The sequence below is a fragment of the Corynebacterium argentoratense genome, from assembly GCF_021491455.1.
GTDB lineage: Bacteria > Actinomycetota > Actinomycetes > Mycobacteriales > Mycobacteriaceae > Corynebacterium > Corynebacterium argentoratense_A.
Genome location: NZ_JAKETN010000004.1, coordinates 155,669 through 172,711, shown reverse-complemented (window position 1 = coordinate 172,711; position 17,043 = coordinate 155,669). Strand labels below are relative to the sequence as shown.

Annotated in this window: 14 protein-coding genes and 1 tRNA gene; 7 read left to right on the top strand and 8 right to left on the bottom strand. The window is 61.4% G+C overall.

All coding sequences use genetic code 11. The annotated features are described in order from the left end of the window. Nucleotides 1-158 precede the first annotated feature (158 nt). Complete coding sequence (locus L1C91_RS06770; RefSeq protein WP_234858592.1) at nucleotides 159-2,156, bottom strand: cytochrome c oxidase assembly protein; 1,998 nt, start codon at nucleotides 2,154-2,156, stop codon at nucleotides 159-161. Between the two features lie 77 nt (nucleotides 2,157-2,233). On the opposite strand from L1C91_RS06770, the gene L1C91_RS06765 reads away from it, so the two are divergent. Further along, nucleotides 2,234-2,307: transfer RNA gene (locus L1C91_RS06765), tRNA-Arg, on the top strand. Nucleotides 2,308-2,312: 5 nt separating this feature from the next. Here L1C91_RS06765 and L1C91_RS06760 read toward each other — a convergent pair. The 4 genes from L1C91_RS06760 to L1C91_RS06745 form a co-directional block, all read right to left on the bottom strand. Continuing rightward, nucleotides 2,313-2,993 carry a hypothetical protein gene (locus L1C91_RS06760; protein ID WP_234858591.1) on the bottom strand — a complete coding sequence of 227 codons (681 nt, stop codon included), beginning with the start codon at nucleotides 2,991-2,993 and terminating at the stop codon, nucleotides 2,313-2,315. A gap of 10 nt (nucleotides 2,994-3,003) precedes the next feature. Next, on the bottom strand, nucleotides 3,004-3,495 hold the full coding sequence (locus L1C91_RS06755) for an acyl-CoA thioesterase (protein WP_234858590.1): 492 nt from the start codon (nucleotides 3,493-3,495) through the stop codon (nucleotides 3,004-3,006). A 68-nt stretch (nucleotides 3,496-3,563) separates the two neighbouring features. Continuing rightward, nucleotides 3,564-3,971: a globin gene (locus L1C91_RS06750; protein WP_234858589.1), complete on the bottom strand. Its 408-nt coding sequence runs from the start codon at nucleotides 3,969-3,971 to the stop codon at nucleotides 3,564-3,566. Nucleotides 3,972-3,976: 5 nt separating this feature from the next. Next, the gene (locus tag L1C91_RS06745) at nucleotides 3,977-4,822 is read right to left on the bottom strand and encodes a mechanosensitive ion channel family protein (protein ID WP_234858588.1); all 846 of its coding nucleotides are present in this window, start codon (nucleotides 4,820-4,822) and stop codon (nucleotides 3,977-3,979) included. Between the two features lie 110 nt (nucleotides 4,823-4,932). On the opposite strand from L1C91_RS06745, the gene L1C91_RS06740 reads away from it, so the two are divergent. Beyond that, the gene (locus tag L1C91_RS06740) at nucleotides 4,933-6,081 is read left to right on the top strand and encodes a cystathionine gamma-synthase (RefSeq protein WP_234858587.1); all 1,149 of its coding nucleotides are present in this window, start codon (nucleotides 4,933-4,935) and stop codon (nucleotides 6,079-6,081) included. 34 nt (nucleotides 6,082-6,115) lie between these two features. On the opposite strand, the gene L1C91_RS06735 is transcribed toward L1C91_RS06740, so the two are convergent. Beyond that, nucleotides 6,116-7,924 (bottom strand): FAD/NAD(P)-binding protein, encoded by a 1,809-nt coding sequence (locus L1C91_RS06735; protein WP_234858586.1) that lies wholly within the window; start codon nucleotides 7,922-7,924, stop codon nucleotides 6,116-6,118. A 148-nt stretch (nucleotides 7,925-8,072) separates the two neighbouring features. Between L1C91_RS06735 and L1C91_RS06730 the strand changes: the two genes are divergently transcribed. The 5 genes from L1C91_RS06730 to L1C91_RS06710 are packed head-to-tail and all read left to right on the top strand — an operon-like array spanning nucleotide 8,073 to nucleotide 13,740. Continuing rightward, nucleotides 8,073-9,704 carry a TIGR04028 family ABC transporter substrate-binding protein gene (locus tag L1C91_RS06730; protein WP_234858585.1) on the top strand — a complete coding sequence of 544 codons (1,632 nt, stop codon included), beginning with the start codon at nucleotides 8,073-8,075 and terminating at the stop codon, nucleotides 9,702-9,704. 8 nt (nucleotides 9,705-9,712) lie between these two features. Beyond that, nucleotides 9,713-10,642 carry an ABC transporter permease gene (locus L1C91_RS06725; RefSeq protein WP_234858584.1) on the top strand — a complete coding sequence of 310 codons (930 nt, stop codon included), beginning with the start codon at nucleotides 9,713-9,715 and terminating at the stop codon, nucleotides 10,640-10,642. Continuing rightward, nucleotides 10,639-11,439, top strand: coding sequence for an ABC transporter permease (locus L1C91_RS06720; RefSeq protein ID WP_234858583.1), 801 nt, complete (start codon nucleotides 10,639-10,641; stop codon nucleotides 11,437-11,439). The genes L1C91_RS06725 and L1C91_RS06720 overlap by 4 nt, the downstream gene beginning before the upstream one ends. Then, a complete protein-coding gene (locus L1C91_RS06715; protein WP_234858582.1) occupies nucleotides 11,439-13,031 on the top strand; it encodes a dipeptide ABC transporter ATP-binding protein in 1,593 nt (530 codons plus the stop codon). The genes L1C91_RS06720 and L1C91_RS06715 overlap by 1 nt, the downstream gene beginning before the upstream one ends. 40 nt (nucleotides 13,032-13,071) lie before the next feature. Next, on the top strand, nucleotides 13,072-13,740 hold the full coding sequence (locus L1C91_RS06710) for an SDR family oxidoreductase (RefSeq protein ID WP_234858581.1): 669 nt from the start codon (nucleotides 13,072-13,074) through the stop codon (nucleotides 13,738-13,740). Here the strand turns inward: L1C91_RS06710 and pepN are convergent. Both pepN and L1C91_RS06700 read right to left on the bottom strand, forming a co-directional pair. Beyond that, nucleotides 13,737-16,325, bottom strand: a complete 2,589-nt coding sequence (gene pepN / locus L1C91_RS06705; RefSeq protein WP_234858580.1) for an aminopeptidase N — start codon at nucleotides 16,323-16,325, stop codon at nucleotides 13,737-13,739. The two genes, L1C91_RS06710 and pepN, sit on opposite strands and share 4 nt — an antisense overlap. A 10-nt stretch (nucleotides 16,326-16,335) precedes the next feature. Continuing rightward, the gene (locus tag L1C91_RS06700; protein WP_234858579.1) at nucleotides 16,336-17,031 is read right to left on the bottom strand and encodes an HNH endonuclease family protein; all 696 of its coding nucleotides are present in this window, start codon (nucleotides 17,029-17,031) and stop codon (nucleotides 16,336-16,338) included. Nucleotides 17,032-17,043: the final 12 nt, after the last annotated feature.

Here is a 17,043-nt window from a genome sequence, read left to right as displayed (position 1 = left end):
GTTGCCACGAGGGGCGAACGTCGGCCCCAAGGTGTTGTGGATCTCCGAGGGGCGCGCTGCGCGCGACGAGACGTCATTACCTTAGTGAAATGGGGTGAATGACGCCGCGTCGGTTGCTGTCGGCACGACAACGCATTGGTCCCGGCCGGGGGTGGTGCCTAGAGCTGGCGAAAGGTGTCTTTACCGGCGCTCATGTCGGCCAGCATTTGGTTGTAGGCTTCGAGGTCTTCGTCGCCAGTGTCATCGGCGTGCTTGTCGTAGGCCTTTTGTTGGCGGCGATCGTCGCGGTAGAACTCGCGCAGCAACACGGCATACACGATGACGAGGGGGAATTGGCCGGAGGCCCAGGCGATACCGCCGCCGGCGTTCTGGTCCCGTAGCAGGTCGGGTGACCATGGCAGCCCAAGGATCGAGTAAAAGTCCAGGCCGAGTATGAGCTGCATCTGCATCAGGGCGACACCGAAGAACATGTGGAAGGGCAGCGAGCCGCTGAGCCACACGATGCGCCCCATGGGGCCTCCGCGGCCGGGCAGCGGGTCGATGCCGATGAGCTCCCAGAAGTAGATCGTTCCGGATAGAAGGAACAATACGTTCATGCCCAGGTGGCCGGCGTGCTCAGAGATGGCGGTGGTGTACAGCGGCTCTAGGTACAGCCCGTAGAAGAACACCAAAAATTGGATGGTGTTGACCCAGGGGATGGTGAACACGCGGATGAGCGGATTGTCGATCAGCGCTTCGACCCACTGGTGTGGTTCGCCGGTATCTATACTGCGCAGCGCGAGGGTGAGTGGGCCGCCAAGCACCCAGAACACCGGCACGCCCATGGATAGGATCATGTGCCCAACCATGTGCATTGAGAACAATGCGGGCATGTACATTCCGATACCGGAGCACATGGTGACCAGTAGCATCAGGCAGCCGCCCATGAACCACACCGTGCGTGACAGTGGCCAGGATTCGCCCCGTCGTTTAAGGATGATGACGCCGCGTAGGTACAGGGCTGCGAGGACGATCGCGAGGGTGCCGAAGACGATGTCGAAGCGCCACATGGTGAACACGTTGCTTAACGTTGGTGCAACGAAGAGTTTGTAGCCTAGTTCGACGTCCATGGTGTTGATGTCGGCACTGCGGGGTGGGGGCGGGGGAGTGCGGCCGAGGGAGACTGCGATGCCGGCGATGGCTGCCATGATGGCGACCTCGACGATGGCTACGCGGCGGAAAAGTTGTGGCTGTGTGTCTAGCTTGGGAATGGTGATTTTCCGGTGGTAGAAACCGAAGAGTGCCAGGATGATGACACCAACGAACTTGGCGGTGATCAGCAGGCCGTAGCCGGTGGTGAGCCAGTCAGACAAATGGATGCGGATAGCGGCATTAATTAGGCCGGAGGCGGCCATAGCGAGCGCGGAGACCAAGGCCAGGGCGCTGTAGCGGCGCACGGCGGTGGCCATGTCGGGGCCTTTGCGCATGCCGTGGGCGATCAACGCCATGAGCCCACCGACCCACAAAGCCATGAAGAATAGGTGCCACAGGTAGGAGTTGGTGCCATAGTCGTGGTCGCCACCTGTTGCAGAGTGTCCCTCCAATCCCAGGGGAACCAGCATGCCCAGCGCACTTAAAACGAGTAGCGGTTGGGAGCCCCAACGCCGTGCCAGTAGACCACCGATGCCTGTTAGTACTGCGATAATTGCAACCCACAGCCATGCCAGGGAGGTCGATACCTGGTTCAACGCAACCGACCAGTTCGCTGGTTGGAGCGCCTGCGACAGTGGCTCACCGGAGACATCTGACAGGTACATCGGTACTAATAGCAGAGCGATCAGCGAGGTGCATAGCGCAGCAATACCGCCGGTTCGTGAGGCCAAGGCCCCGTCAACCCTCAAGGGTGCGTGGACGATGCCAGCGCCTTCCGAGGGGGTGGGGGAGGTGAGGAATGCCGCAAAGTAGAAGCTGCCGACGGACAGACACATCAGTATCAATGCCCCGGAGCGGAAGAAAGGCAGGCCGGCGGTGGTGAGGGGGCCGGGGTCGGGAATCCCGAGCGCTTCGAGGGATTCCGCCAGGAAACCCCAGGATATGGTGGCTCCGACGATTCCCGCGACTAGGAAGAACAGGAGGTACAGCGGCCAGGTTGGCTTCACTGTGGTGCTTCGACTCATAGCTAACACAGTAGCGGGGTTGTGGGTTGGGGTCCGAGCTGCGGTGCGCTAATCTTTTAAAGGTTGTTGATCAACAGGCCCCCTTAGCTCAGCGGATTAGAGCATCCGGCTTCTACCCGGCAGGTCGCAGGTTCGAATCCTGCAGGGGGCGCTTTTTTATAGCACCAGTAGGTGTCCGCCTCGGTTGTAGTAGACGCTGGCGAACACAGTATCCAGCCGCACCCATCGGCCACGCGCGGATACTCGAACCACCGGGGGGAAATGCTTGGAGCTTTCGGTCCCGGCTGTCTTGGGCAGAAGCCCGAAAGCATCCAGGGTAAGGACCATGCGGTTGGCGACTATGGCTTGGGTGCCGGTGGCGTCATTGTTGACAGTGATGACGTCTTGGTTGAGCAGCGACGTGGGCATTTTGTCACTGGTGGTTTGCTGCTTGTTGTCACGGCTCAGTCGCAGGAAGGTGTCGACTGGGAGGTCTTCCACCAGGGTGAAACCCTCCTGTGGGGGCAAAGGCCCGGTCCAAGCCGCAGGGCAGGTGACAGCGGTGAACACTCCGTGCTCGTCAGGGTGTTGGGTTGCTGCTTGCGCCCGGATGACAGCGTCTTCGCAGTCCATAGTGGCGGCGAATCTGCGAGAGACGAGTGTGTCGAGTTTGGTGCTGGCAAACACCTCAACGGTGTTTTCGTTATGACGCCGCAAACGCAGCGCGCCGGCAAAATCGTGCGCGTAGGCGCGGGTAGCTAGTGCGCGCAAGCCCGAATCGTCTGGGCGTGCGTAGGTGATTGTGACGTGAGTTGGTTGTGTCGACGCGGCGTCATGCGTGTCCGAAGGGGGATGCATGGGTACGAGGCTAGTCGTCGGCTGAGGTTTCGGCGGAGTCGTCTGCAGACGTTGCTTCGTTGACTACCGCGCTATCAGCAACCTGGGTGAGCACACCAAGCTCATGTTTGGTGATGGCCCGCGGGCTAGAGGTTGCGAGGTCGACGGCGATCTGGACGCAGTCCACTGTGCAGCACACGGTGCCGTTGCGGTCCTTGATTTTTTGGTGGGTGGTGAAGCTGGTTGTGCCGATCTGCACCACGGTGGTGTCGATTTCTACGGCCGTGGTGTCGGGGAGGATTGGCCGGAAGTAGTCGACTTCGGTGCGGCGCACGAACACCGCGGGGATCGGCAGGCCACGCGCGGCGAATTCGTCCTGCGCGAAAACCGTGCGGGCTTCCTGCGCTACCTCGATGTAGGACACGTTGTTGAGGTGGTTAAAGCGGTCGAAGTCAGACCAACGCACGGGGATGCGGGTGGTGTGTACTTGTACGCCGTTGGTGGTGTTGTCCTCAGTAGACACGTGTGTGAGTCCTTCCCTGCACCTCAAGGTCTGAGGTGAGTGTCAAGCATCGGTTGTTGCCGACGATACTACTGGTTTTGTGACGGGGAGGGTAGGTCCATGCGGTTGATCAGCATGTTGGCGACCTTGACCATGTGTTCCCACATGGCGGCGCGGTGGGTGTCATCAAGCTGCTCAGCGGGGATGGTGTCCATTGCTTCGTGCATCATGTCCAGCCACCGGTCGCGTTCTGCCTCGCCGATGGAGAACGGGTGGTGGCGCATGCGCAGGCGTGGGTGGCCGCGGTGCTCGCTGAAGGTTTGCGGCCCGCCCCAGTACTGTGCGAGGAACCAGCGCAGTCGATCTTCGGCGCCTTCCCAATCGTCGTGGGGATACATGGGGCCGATGAGGTCATCTTCCTTCACCCGCTTGTAGAATTCGTGCACTACCTGAGTGAATGTGTCTTCTCCGCCGACGGCCTCATAGAAAGTGGTCATGGTGTTTAATCTACCCCAGTGATGCCGATGCCATGGGGATAGGGGGTTTTGAGTTCTGCGGCTTCAAGCGCGGGCATGATGGCACCCATGAGTCCTCGTTGGACCTCCCATTGCGCGCCGGGATTGGTGGTGGCTTTGACACGGATGGTGAGGTGGTCGGTGGAGACGGCGGAGACGCCGTCGAGGGTGGGGGAGCCGATGATCTTGTCCTTGAGTTGGTCGCCTGCTGCTGCGGTGGCGGCGTCCAGGATGGTTTGGGACGCGGCGGAAATGTCGGTCGACAGACTCAGGGGGATTTCGACCCGGGCGATGGCGTATTCGCGGCTGAAGTTGCCGACGCGGGTAATTTCGCCGTTGCGGACGAACCAGAGGGTTCCGTCGGAGTCGCGGATTGTGGTGGTGCGCAGCGAGACGTGCTCGACGGTGCCGGAGGCGTCGCCGACGTCGATCCAGTCGCCGACACCATATTGGTCTTCGACGAGCATGAACATGCCGGTCAGGAAGTCTTTGACCAGTGATTGGGCGCCGAAGCCGAGAGCGACACCGGCGACGCCTGCAGAGGCTATGAGGGGGCGGACGTCGATGCCGATGGTTCCGAGGACCGCCAGGATGGCCCATGCCCATACGACGATGGAGACGGCGGATTTGCCAACGCTGGCGAGTGTTTTGAGGCGGGCGTCGCGGCGGGTTTCGGTGGGGTTCTTCTTAATCGCCCGGTTGGTTGCGCGTCCGATGAGCCTCCGCACGATGGTGGAGACGACGATGGCGATGACTATGGTCAGGACGATTTGGGGTAAGTGTTCGACGGTGTGGTCGATCAGGCTGTTGTGGATGATGTCGTGCACAGTCATAGTGTGGGATTGTACGTCGGTGGGCCTGGGGGCACGCACAACGCTATTGGTCATACGGGTCAGTATGTAAATGTTAGACAGCTTGGTCTAGGTTTGTTAGTGTTGTCGCCATGGGATTCAATACAGACGCCATCCACGCCGGCTATCACCCGGACTCCACATTCGGAGCTATTAACCCCCCGATCTACGCTTCGACGACCTTCGCCCAAAACGGGCTTAATGAACTGCGCGGCGGTTTTGAATACACCCGCTGCGGTAACCCCACCATCCGCGTCCTAGAAGACACGGTCGCAGCACTGGAATCCGCTGCGCACTGTCGCGCATTTTCCTCCGGCATGGCCGCAACGGATTGCTTCTTCCGCTCGGTGTTAACCTCAGGATCTCACCTGGTGATGGGCAACGACGTCTACGGCGGCACCTTCCGCCTCATCGATTCGGTCTACCAGCAGTGGGGCGTGAGCTACACCGTCGTCGACACCAGCGATACCCACGCCGTCGCCGAGGCCATCCAGGACAACACCGCACTCGTCTGGTTAGAAACCCCCACCAATCCTTTGCTGGGAATTAGTGACGTCGCGGGGATCGCTGAACACACGCAGGCCCGCGGCGTCATGTTGGGTGTGGACAATACCTTTGCAAGCCCCTACCTGCAGAAACCGCTGGAATTGGGTGCGGACGTTGTGCTGCATTCCACCACCAAGTACCTGGGTGGGCACTCGGATGTTGTCGGTGGTGTGGTGGCCACCAATAATCCCGAAATCGATGAACAGTTGCTGTTCTACCAGGGTGGGGTGGGGCCGATCCCGTCAGTGTTCGACTGTTACCTAACGATCCGCGGCATCAAGACCTTGGGTGTGCGCATGGAGCGCCACTGCGATAATGCCGAGGCTATCGCCCACCAGCTCGAGCAATCCCCGCTGGTCAAACAGGTGCTTTACCCCGGGCTCGACAGCCACCCGGGCCACGAGGTTGCCGCACGCCAGATGCGACGCTTCGGAGGGATGATCTCTGTGCGTTTCCATTCCGAAGAAGCCGCCCGCGCCTTCTGCTTGGGCACCCGCACCATTTGTTTGGCGGAGTCCTTAGGCGGGGTGGAGTCCTTGGTGGAGCACCCCGCGTCGATGACTCACCAGTCCGCCAACGGCAGCCAACTGGAGGTCCCGCGCGACCTGGTCCGCATTTCTATTGGTATTGAGGATATTGAGGATTTGCGTGATGACGTCGTGGGGGCTCTGGAGCAGGTCGCGGCAGTGCCCTAGCTGACGGGCCCGTGGCGCCGGGGTGGTGGGGGGGTTAGAGTACTCCGGCGACGCTTAGGGCGCTGCGTGCGGCCGCGTCTGTTTCCCGCAGCATCGTGGGGTCGGTGCCGGGCATGGGGGAAATGGTGGTGTCGGCGTACTGCCCGTGGGTGGGGATGCCGATCAGGTGCACTCGTGGATCGCCGGCGAGCAGGCGCGTGCGGGGATCCACATTGGGGGAGGCAGTGCTGACGCCGTCGTAGGCAAAAGGTTGCAGCCTGCCGTCGGCGCGCAAACCGGCGATCAGGGGGTCGGCGCTGCGGTGAATATTGGGCGAGGGTAGGAATGCATCCAGCACCACGTCGGCTTGTTCAATCGCGGCAGCAATATCCTGGGGGAGTACGAAGCTGACCACGCCCGCCTCTGCGAGGGCGAGCAATTCCCGTGTGCGGAACGCCGGTGGTCCAGAGCCCACCATCTGGCCAAAGCCCATGAGGGTGGCGAACTCCCCACGCCTCGATTCAAGCGTGTAGCGGCCTTGTTCGCCGAAAACTGCTGCTGGTTTGCGGCAGGCGCTGATGGTCCACAGCGCAGTCTTGCGGGCGCTCATGGTTCCTCGGGCGGCGTCCAGTGCGTCGGCGGCAAGCCGTTCGAGCATGAAAGCCTGCAGCTGTTCAGTGTCACCGTCGAACTGTGCCAGCGGATCGATTTCCGCCAGGTGATTCCACTGCTCAGCAGGATCGACCGTCACCCCATCCAACGCCCACGGCAGCACCTTAGTATCCGGCGTGCTTGCATCCGTAACGCCTGCGATGCTGCGAACCCCCGCGGCGTCAATACGCGCGATGATTTGTTCAACCGGGAGGGCCAGCGCGCCGGGAGTGATCTTTTCGAGCGCCCGGTAGTAGGCCTCGTAGGCGTCTTTGATGATGGCGGGAAACAGGGTGGTGGAAAAATCGACGCGTTCGGCATCGGTGTTGTCAGCGATTGCGGCTTTCATGCGCCGCAACGGGACTTGTGGCGGCAGGGCCTCGTATTCGGATTTCGGCAGGAAGGGATACCCGCGCCGCGAGGTGACACGGATGTGTGGTTCTTTGCCGCTGGGGATGTATCGGCCGTGGTCGAAGCGGCCGCCTCGGCCTTGGGTGAGCAGCGTGACTGCGTCGAAAAAGCCCATGCCGAGTCCGCGGATCAGCAGGTTGTCACCGGGGTTGATCGCGTCGAGGTCTTGATCGATGGGGTTGCCAGGGCCGATCCAACGCCGGGCGCCTGCGGGGGCCTGGTGAGTGTTGGGGATCCATCCGGGTGCGTAGACGGTGGTGTCGGCGCTAATTGTGCTGCCATCGTCAAGGGTGATGACGTCGCGTGTGTCGCCGTCGGCGGTGATGGATGTGGCGCGCGCGTGGTGTTCGGTGATGGTGACGCCGTCGGGCAGGGGAATGTGCTGGTACACCCAGCGGATGTAGGCACCGTAGAGTGCGCGGGAGGGGTGGGATTCGGGCCTTGTGCGGGAGAGTTCTTCGTGGAGGTGTGGTGGGATTTCGGCCTGGTAGAGGCCTGTGCGTACGCCGACGATCCATTGATACATGGTGGGGCCGGGGCGGACGGGGCCGTCGATGGTGGCGCCGGGTTCGGTGTAGAGGGTGACGGCGTCGGCCAGGGTGTTCATGCAGACCAGTGGTGTTTGGTCGGTGCGCCAGATTTCGCCTGCGCCGATTTCCCATGGGTCGATGAGGTGGATGTGGATGGGGGAGTGCGTTGGGTCGTAGCTGGCGATGATGCGTTCAAGTGTGCTGACGCCGCGTGGGCCCATGCCGATGATCGCGATTGCAGGCGTGTGGGCATGGGGTTGAGTCTGTGCCACGGGGTTCCTTCCATGTGCGGGTGCATCGGTGATCCGCATCAACCATACACCGGACAGCCCTGTCTAGACAATATAGACGGAATGGTCTATATTTTTGGAAAGCCGGCACAGACCGACCAACAAACACCAACGAAACGAAAGACACCCCATGTCCCACACCACCCATCGGAAACACCGCTTGACAAGGACACTTACCGCCGTAGCCTTAGCCACCAGCCTCGTATCCTGCGCACACGCCGACGGACGAGAAAACGGCACCGTCACCTACCTAGAACAAGCATTCTTCACCAACCTCTACCCACCCACCGCCGGCTACTACCCCAACGGCGGAGTGGTCAACAACATCACCGACCGCCTGCTCTACCAAGACCCAGACACCCTCGAACTATCCCCCTGGATCGCCGAAGAACTACCAGAAGTCAACGCCGACCGCACCCAATACACCTTCCGCATCCGACGCGGCGTCACCTATTCCGACGGCACCCCACTGGACGCAGACAACGTCAAACGCAACTTCGACCTCTTTGGCCTCGGCGACAAAAACCGCACCCTCACCGTCTCCGAACAAATCAACAACTACGACCACGCAGAAGTCCTCGACCCCTACACCGTGCGTTTTTACTTCCATGCACCCAGCCCAGGGTTTGCCCAAGCAACCTCCACCATGAACTCCGGGCTGCTAGCCAACGCCACCCTCGACGGCACCGCCGACACATTCGCCCCAGGGCACGCCACAGAAGTCATCGGCTCCGGCCCCTTCGTCATCACCCACGAAAACCTCGGCCAAGAACTCACCCTCACCCGCCGCGAAGACTACAACTGGGCGCCAAAAGTCAGCGAACACCAAGGCCCCGCCAACGTTGACGCCGTGACCATCACTCTCGCGGGCGAAGACGCCGTCCGCGAAGGCGCATTAGTATCCGGTCAAGCAGATATCGCCCGCACCATCGCAGCACCCAGCGAAAAACACCTGAAAGCCGCCAAAGTAGACATCGTCGCCCACGGCACCAACGGCGTCAACAACAGCCTCAACCTGCGCCCCCGAACCCCCATCCTCCACGACGACACCGTGCGCGAAGCATTAAGCCTCGCCGTCGACCGGCAAGAAATCAACACCACCCTCTACTCCGACAGCTACCCCATCGCCACCGGAGTACTCGCCCACACCGCCGCCGGATACATCGACCAAAGCGACAAACTACGCTACGCCCCCGACCGCGCCCGCGAACTACTCGACAACGCCGGCTGGATCCCAGGCCCCGACGGCATCCGAGTCAAAGACGGCCAACGGCTGAGCTTTACAACCAACCACGCCAACGTCCAACCCCGCAGCAAAGAACTCATCGAAAAAATACAAGAACAATTCCGCCGTATCGGCGCCGACCTACAGCTCTACCCTGGAGACGAAGCCGCACAAAACGCCGCAGTCAAAGACCCCACCCTCATCCAAATCCACCACACCATGGTCGGACGCGCCGACTACGACGTCATCAAAAGCCAATACTTCTCCACCAACCGCAACAGCCTCCGCAACTTCGATCCGGAAGACGGCAGCCTCGGCGACCCCGACCTAGAGCAACTACTCCAACAAGTCGCAAGTTCCCCCAACGAACAACAACGCGCCGAAGCAAGCGCCCAAGCCCAACGCCTACTAATCGACAAGCACTACACCATTCCCCTGTTCGAAGAACCCCAAGTCTTCGGCGTCGCCCCCGGAATCAGCGGATTCCACACCGAAGCAGTAGGCCGCCCCACCTTCTACGACCTCACCATCGACTAGGCACCACCATGACACAACGCATCCTCACACGGCTAGCCCACACCATCGGCGTGCTGCTGGCAGCCTTCACCCTAGCCTTCGTCCTACTATCCGCACTCCCCGGCGACGCTGTAGAAAACCGCTACGCCAACCCAGAACTAGGCCTCAGCCCCGAACAAATCCAAGAAATCCGCGACAGCCTCGGCGCCGACCGGCCACTAATCATCCAATACCTCCTCAGCCTCAAAGGCTTCATCACCGGGGACTTCGGCGTCTCCGTCAACTCCGGAACCCCCGTGCGCGAAATGCTCGCCGCAGCACTACCCGGAACCTTAACCCTCGCGGCGTCAGCATTCATCCTCGCGCTCATCTTCGCCTTCGCAATCTCCAGCGCCGCCGTACTATCCACCCGCTTCGGCAAGAAAATACGGGCACTGCCACCACTGATGGCCTCACTACCAACATTCCTGGTGGGCATCGTGCTCATCCAATTTGTCTCCTTCCGCCTGGGACTCGTGCCCATCATCGGCGCAAGCGAAAGCCAAAAACTCATTCTGCCGGCCGTCACCCTGGCCATCCCCATCGCCGCCCCCATCGCACAAGTGCTGCTGCGCAGCCTCGATGACGTCGCGAAACAACCCTTCGTCGACGTCGTGCGTGCCCGCGGAGCCAGCACCTGGCGACTCTTCGCACACAACATCCTGCCCGGCGCGATCCTGCCGGCACTGACTGTCGCCGGATTGGCTTTCGGCGAGCTCGTCGGTGGGGCAGTGGTCACCGAAGCCGTGTTCGGTCGGGCAGGGGTGGGAAACATGACTGTTGACGCCGTGTCGAACCGCGACACCCCTGTGCTGCTGGCGATCGTCGTGCTGGCGGCAACCATCTACGTCCTCATTAACGCTGCGGTCGATGCGCTGCAGCCGATCGTTGATCCTCGACTGCGGAAGGTCGCGAAATGAATCGTTTCAAACATCTCACCCCCGCGGTTATCGCGGCGTATGTTGTTGTCATTGTTGTGCTGGCGTGGGCGCTAGCCCCCGGTGTATTCACGCATTTTTCGCCCACCCAGGGGCATGCGGAAGCGCTGCTGCCGCCCTCCCGCGAGCATATCTTTGGTACTGACGCCATTGGGCGTGACCTTTTCACCCGCGTGGTTTATGGCACCCGGCACTCCCTCGCAGGTGCACTGATCGCGGTCGCGGTGGGTCTGACAGTGGGCACCTTGATCGGCCTGATCGCCGGAACCCAAGGCGGCGTCATCGATACCTTACTGATGCGTGGAGTCGACGTGTTGCTCGCCATCCCCGCACTGTTGCTGTCGCTGTCGGTGATCATCGTGTTGAGCTTCGGCACTATCAATTCCGCCATCGCCGTCGGTGTTACCAGCATCGCGTTTTTCTCCCGCCTGGTGCGCACAGAAGTCCAACGCGTCGCCCGCACCGACTACGTGGAGGCCGCCTATGGCAGTGGCGCTTCCAAGCTGGCGGTCCTGGCCCGCCATATTCTGCCGAACTCGCTGACCCCCGTGCTGGCCATGGCGGCGCTGCAGTTCGGCAACGCCATCCTGCAGATCAGTGTGCTCGGCTTCCTCGGCTACGGCACACCCCCGCCCACTCCAGAATGGGGCCTGCTTATCGCAGATTCCCGCAACTACATAGCAACATCATGGTGGCTCACCATCTTGCCCGGCGCAGTGATTGTCGCCGTGGTGTTGTCCGCAAACCAACTGTCTTCCGCCTACCGAAAGGCCGTGTAATGTCGCGCACCCCACTGCTTGACGTTCGTGATCTGTCCGTGGCCTACAACGGTCGCGCAGCTACCCACGACGTGTCCTTTTCCGTCCTCCCGGGCCAAGTCACCGCCATCGTTGGCGAATCCGGTTCAGGTAAAACCACCAGCGCGCACGCCGTACTCGGCCTGCTGCCGGACAATGCTGAGGTTATCGGCGGGGCAGTGCTGTTCCGTGGCGAACAAGGGCCCTCGCTGGAGCTCACACGGCTCGACGACACCCAATGGCGGAGCATCCGCGGCCGCCACATCGGCCTGATTCCCCAAGACCCCAACAACTCCCTCAACCCGGTCAAAACCATCGGCCAATCCATTTCCGAAGTGCTGGAAATACACACCGATCTTGACGCCGTGGGGCGCAAGGCGCGCATCATCGACCTGCTCGAACAGGTTGGAATCGACGACCCCACCCGGCGCGCACGGCAATACCCACACGAACTATCCGGCGGGATGAAGCAACGCGTGCTGATCGCCGCCGCTATCGCCGTGGAACCCGAACTGATCATCGCCGACGAACCCACCAGTGCGCTGGATGTCACCGTCCAGAAGAAGGTCCTTGACCTGCTCGATAAACTGCGACGGGAACGCAACATCGCCATGGTGATCATCACCCACGACCTAGCAGTCGCAGGCGACCGTGCCGATCAACTGGTTGTGATGAACCAGGGCAAAGTGGTCGAACACGGTGTCGCCGCCAGTATCCTGCAGGACCCCCAAGACCCCTACACCCGTACCCTACTCAGCGACGCGCCGGCACTGAGCGCACCCGGGACAGTAAGGCCCGCGGCGTCAACACCCGAACCCTTGCTGCGAGTAGAAGGTTTAGTCCAAAAATTCGGGGACTTCACCGCCGTCGACAACGTCAGCTTCACCGTCGCCCGCGGCACCACACACGCCCTCGTTGGCGAATCAGGCTCGGGTAAAACCACCACCGGACGCGCCATCGCCCAACTGAGCACCCCAACCAGCGGAAGCATCAGCATCAACGGCAAGAAACTTGACGGCCTCGACCCCACAGTTGTGCAGCTGGTGTACCAAAACCCCCTCGGCTCCCTCAACCCCCGCCGCACCGTTGGACAATCAGTCGCCGAACCGCTGCACAACCTAAGCGGCCTCAGCAAGGGCGCCATCGAGGAAAAAACCGCCGAATTTTTCAACCTCGTTTCACTCGACCCGGCCCTCATGAAACGCCGCCCACGCGAACTATCCGGTGGCCAACGCCAACGCGTCGCCATCGCACGCGCACTCATTGTGGAACCGGAACTCGTCGTGCTAGATGAGGCCGTCAGCGCACTCGACGTCACCGTCCAAGCGCAAATCCTCCGCCTGCTGGACCGGCTACAACAAGAACTCGGGGTTACCTACATCTTCATCAGCCACGACCTCGCCGTCGTGCAACAAATTTCCGACACCGTCTCCGTCATGCAACACGGCAAACAAGTAGACTACGGCCCCACCCACCAGGTCTACGACAACCCCACCAGCCCCTTCACCCGCGCCCTGCTCGACGCCATTCCCGGCACCAACTACCGCAGCGGCGCACTCAACATCGGACTGTGACCACTATGCTGGCGGGCGACACAACGTTAGGAGACACCACATGAGCACCACAGCTATCGTCACCGGGGCGACCGGAGGCATGGGCACCCACATCGTCGCAGCCCTCAGCGAAGTCTACGACTGCGTCCTAGCCATCGGCCGCAACCAGGACACTCTCACCCAGCTAGAAGGCACCTTTTCCAACGTCACAGGGGTGCGCCTGGATCTCGACGAACCTGACATTGACTACCTCAAAGTCCTAGCCGTTGAACGCGTCGACTGCCTCGTCCACGCCGCAGCCATAGCGCCCAAAGGCTCGCTGGAGGGAAGCGAAGAACAACAGTGGCGCGAGGCCCTCCAACTCAACGTCATCGCCCCCGCCCAGCTCACCCGTGCGCTGCTTCCCGGACTGCGCGCCGCCGGCGGCACCGTCGTATTCATCAGCTCCGGTGCCGGCGACCACGGGCACGCCAACATGACGCTCTACTGCGCCACCAAACACGCCCTCAACGGACTCGCAGACGCACTACGCCTTGAAGAACCCGACATCCGCGTATCCACCGTCGCCCCCGGCCCCACAGACACCCCCATGCTGCAGGGACTACGCGGAAATTATGACGCCGCGACCGTCATCGCCCCAGAAGAAGTTGCGGCAGCAGTGCGGGCGGTCGTCATCGCAGGCCCCAGCACGCAGCTGACCCGGGTTAACGTCCGCCCGCGACGCCCCTAGCCGGCGTCAACCGCGCGGTTGCGCAAGGCACGACGAACATTGTCCTGGCCCTCGCTCAACACGCGCTTGAAACCATCGCTGTGGTCGCCCGCCAGAACACCGTCGGCCAACGCGATGGCTTCTTCGCTGATATCCCAACCGGGGTAGATCTCCTCCAAGGTGCGCAGCGCAACCTCCGAGGTGAACTCCTTCCAGATCCCCGGGGCAGCCTCGAAGAACTGGGCGGTCAACGGCATGAGGTTGGAGGCAGAACCAGCCCACGTCAGGCCCTGGCCCTTGTGGCGCAACTCCAGATTCGACATCTGGGAACCACGCTGAACAATCGCATCAAACATGGCCTGCTTGTTCTCGGCGGTGTTCACAGCAGCCTCAGCCACCCACGCCCAGTTGCGGCCGGACGCACTCGTATCCTTGGCCCGAAGATCCGCAATAGCAGCCGAAGGATCACTCACATCACCGCGGGCAATCAACGCCACCAACGCACGCCACTGCAAATCAAAGTCGATCTCCAGACCGTCCAACGTGGATTCCCCACGCACAATCTGCTGCATAAGCTCCGCGGCGTCATCACCCATAACCTGCGCAGATAACGACTGCACGAACGCCAACTGCTGATCAGAACCCGGGGCGGCAGCACGAGCCGCCTCAAGCAGGGCATCGCTGAGCAACGCGCGCCCAGTCGACTCGGCCCACTGCGGATCCGCAAAACTATTCAGAGCACGCGAAGCCTGGCCAAGCAGAGCCTCCAACACGAAGATCTCAGACTCGGTGCGGGCGCCCTCGGCAACCAAACGCACAAAATCACGCGCACGCATCTGGCCAGAACGCGTCATCTGCCAGCACGATGACCAGCACAAAGCGCGCGCCATCGGATCTGCAATGTTGGCAATATTATCCAGGACAAATTCCAAGGAATGGTCGTCGAGCTCCATCAACGCATAGGTGAGGTCATCGTCGTTAACCAGAACCAAGTCCGCCGCTGGGAACTCCACCAGCTCCGGCACCGCAGTGCGTGCACCCTCGATGTCGAGTTCCACACGCTTGGTGCGCTTGACCTGGCCATCAACCAAGGAATACAAGCCGACCGCAATGCGGTGCGTACGAAGCTCACCCGCACCCGGCTGCGCACCCGTCTGCTCAACCGCAAAGTCCGTGTACACACCGTTTTGAATCGTGAACGTCGGGCGCAAAGTGTTGATACCGGTGGTCGTCAGCCACTGCTGAGCCCACCCCGACAAATCCCGACCCGAGGCCTGGGCTAGTGCACCCAATAGGTCCTCAAAGGTGGCATTCGCAAACGCATGGTTGGCGAAGTGGCTGCGCACGCCTGCGAAGAAAGAGTCGCGCCCAACATAGGCCTGGAGCTGCTTAAATACTGAAGCGCCCTTCGCGTAGGTAATACCGTCGAAGTTCTGCTCCACCGTTTCGATGTCCTTAGCCGAAGCTACAATCGGGTGGGTAGAAGGCAGCTGATCTTGAGCGTAAGCCCATGACTTTTCCACGTTCGCGAACGTCACCCACGCGGTGTCGAACTCCGTGGCCTCCGCCTGGCTCATCGCGGCCGACCAGGTGGCGAAAGACTCGTTGAGCCACAAATCACCCCACCACTGCATAGTGACAAGGTCGCCGAACCACATGTGTGCCAACTCGTGCAGGATGGTGTCGCAGCGGCGCTCGTACATGCGGCGCGTCACCTTGGAGGTGAAGACGTACTCGTCGCGGAAGGTCACGCAGCCAGCGTTTTCCATCGCACCCATGTTGTATTCGGGGCAGAACACCTGGTCGTACTTGACGAAGGGGTACGCCATGCCGAAGTGCTCGTGGTAGTAGTCGAAGCCCTGCTTGGTTTCGCGGAAAATCTGCTCGGCGTCAAGGGCGTAGGCTAAGGACTTGCGGCAGTAGATACTGAAAGGCACCGTCAGCTCGGTTGGCTGATCAGATGGGGTTTCGGGGTGGTGGGTCAGGTGGCCGCTCCAGGAATCGCGGACCTCGTGGTAGGGGCCGATGCAGAAGGCCACTAGGTAGGTCGACAGTAGGTAGTTGACCTCGCCGCGGTGGATGTTGGTGGTGGTGTCTTCCACCATGGCGGGGTTGGACACAACCTTCCAGCCCGCCGGGGTGGTAACGGTCATTGTGTAGGTGGCTTTGATGTCCGGCTGGTCGAAGCAGGCGAATACGCGCTTGGCGTCGGCGGTTTCGAACTGGGTGTACAGGTAGGTTTCTTGGTCTGCGGGGTCGGTGAAGCGGTGCAGGCCTTGGCCGGTGCGGGAGTATTCGCAGTCGGCGACAACCCGCAGGGTGTGCTCGCCGGCGGTGAGGCTCAAAGCGATGCCATGCTCCGGCGTGTAGGCGGCGGGGGCGTCATCGATGGGGGTGCCATCCAGGATGACTTCGCGGACGCTAGCCGCACGTAGATCGAGGAAGGTCTCGCCTTGGCCGCTGGTGAAGCGGATGTCGGTGGTGGAGGCGAATGTGGGCTGCTCAGTGGGGGCACTGGTGACATCCAGGGTGATGTCGTAGTGGCAGTTGCTGATTAGCTCTGCGCGCTGTTGTGCTTCTATTTGAGTGAGGTTGATTGAAGACATGAGCTACAGCCTAGCCGCAGTGCGTGTCGATGGCGTGGGAGAGTGCATCGTGCTCGGCTTGGGTGACCCACAGCCCATAGGTTCGTTTGATGTTGATTTGGGCGTGGGCGAAGTCGCAGATGAATGCTTCGTTGGGTGGCAGCCATTGGGTGGCGTCGGCTGCGGATTTGGAGATGTTGGTGGGGCCGTCGACCGCCAGCAGGTTGCGGGGGTCGTTGGCGAAGTTGCGGCGGGTTTGGTCGTCCCATTGTTGGGCGCCGGTGGTCCACGCGTTGGCGAGTGCGACGATGTGGTCGATTTGTATCATCGGCGAGGTATCTTGGCCGCGTTGGAAGGCGATGGTCGCGCCTGTGTAGGGGTCGTCGAGTGTGCCGGATAGTGCGACACAGTCGTGGGTGTTTGGTTTAACAATGACGTCGCGGAGGTCGCGTCGCAGGATATCGTTGCGGGTGTCGCAGCCGTTGTGCCCGAATTCGACGGTGACGTCGTCACTCCAGCGTTGGCCGAAAGCATCGCGGCGGTAGGGTGCTGTGTGATCAGCCGGTTGGATGGGTAGCCCTTCGAGCGCGCTAAGTCCGGGGGAGGGGACAGTGCTTGCAGTGACCGTGATTGTTGACGTCGCGGGGGTACCCGTCGGCGTTGAGGTACAGGCGCTGAGCAGCGCTAACAAGCAGGTGGCGGTTGTGGCGTGGCGGTTGAAACCCATGGGGACATGCTA

Excerpts from the sequence above, each read along its gene's own strand:
- L1C91_RS06715 (WP_234858582.1), top strand. The coding sequence starts at position 11,439 with ATGTCGCGCACCCCACTGCTTGACGTTCGTGATCTGTCCGTGGCCTAC.
- L1C91_RS06725 (WP_234858584.1), top strand. The coding sequence starts at position 9,713 with ATGACACAACGCATCCTCACACGGCTAGCCCACACCATCGGCGTGCTG.
- L1C91_RS06730 (WP_234858585.1), top strand. The coding sequence starts at position 8,073 with ATGTCCCACACCACCCATCGGAAACACCGCTTGACAAGGACACTTACC.
- L1C91_RS06770 (WP_234858592.1), bottom strand. The coding sequence starts at position 2,156 with ATGAGTCGAAGCACCACAGTGAAGCCAACCTGGCCGCTGTACCTCCTG.
- L1C91_RS06750 (WP_234858589.1), bottom strand. The coding sequence starts at position 3,971 with ATGACCACTTTCTATGAGGCCGTCGGCGGAGAAGACACATTCACTCAG.
- L1C91_RS06740 (WP_234858587.1), top strand. The coding sequence starts at position 4,933 with ATGGGATTCAATACAGACGCCATCCACGCCGGCTATCACCCGGACTCC.
- L1C91_RS06760 (WP_234858591.1), bottom strand. The coding sequence starts at position 2,993 with ATGCATCCCCCTTCGGACACGCATGACGCCGCGTCGACACAACCAACT.
- L1C91_RS06745 (WP_234858588.1), bottom strand. The coding sequence starts at position 4,822 with ATGACTGTGCACGACATCATCCACAACAGCCTGATCGACCACACCGTC.
- pepN (WP_234858580.1), bottom strand. The coding sequence starts at position 16,325 with ATGTCTTCAATCAACCTCACTCAAATAGAAGCACAACAGCGCGCAGAG.
- L1C91_RS06700 (WP_234858579.1), bottom strand. The coding sequence starts at position 17,031 with ATGGGTTTCAACCGCCACGCCACAACCGCCACCTGCTTGTTAGCGCTG.
- L1C91_RS06720 (WP_234858583.1), top strand. The coding sequence starts at position 10,639 with ATGAATCGTTTCAAACATCTCACCCCCGCGGTTATCGCGGCGTATGTT.
- L1C91_RS06710 (WP_234858581.1), top strand. The coding sequence starts at position 13,072 with ATGAGCACCACAGCTATCGTCACCGGGGCGACCGGAGGCATGGGCACC.